The 616-nt window shown below is 54.9% G+C and carries 1 protein-coding gene; it reads right to left on the bottom strand.

Going from position 1 to position 616, the window contains the following annotated elements; translation table 11 throughout:
- Positions 1–616, bottom strand: a 616-nt coding sequence (locus tag P5674_RS25620) for a diguanylate cyclase domain-containing protein (protein WP_315670465.1), incomplete at both ends; no start/stop codon positions are given.

The raw sequence follows: 616 nt of genomic DNA, 5'->3' as shown, positions 1-616 counted from the left end.
GTTGGATCGTCGTGTCTTCATCCTCGTTGGCTAGGGCGATGAAGAAGGTATCGTCCCCGCAGCGCCCGGTCTTGTGATGTAAGCCCTTAACAGCATCCTCGGCTAGCATTCCGATAATCTGAATGACCTGATCGCCGACGGTGCGCGTGTAAACCTTGTTGATCTTGGTCAGGTCATCAATGTCGATGATCGAAAGCGTTCCGCAGGGGGGCGATGAATGCGCTTCAATGAACTTCGCGGCGTCATTCTCGACAAAGCCTCTGCCGACAAATTTGTCTTCGGAAGGCGCGATGTGCATCCCTGTTAGGGCCGTATCACCGGCATTCGGCGCTTGAGCGGGGACATCGTCCAAGATCAATCCGAATTCCGCTTTCAGTTCCCTGTTGAGCTGGCCCGCCCTCTTCATCGCAATGCGTTGCTCGGCAAGAGTCTCGATACGCGCCTTCACCCGATGGCGGATTTCCTTGGGATTGGCTGCAATCAGGTCGCGGAAGCGGAATTCCTTCTTCGGCGGCCAGATAGCAGGGGCATCAACGATGACATCGTTGCCAAGAAACTGAAGCAGCGTGTCCCGTAGCTCGTCAAACTCGTCGGTTATGCAACACAGGAAATAAAG

The sequence above is a fragment of the Limnospira sp. PMC 289.06 genome, assembly GCF_032350395.1.
GTDB lineage: Bacteria > Cyanobacteriota > Cyanobacteriia > Cyanobacteriales > Microcoleaceae > Limnospira > Limnospira platensis.
This window is presented reverse-complemented; position numbering and strand designations above follow the sequence as displayed.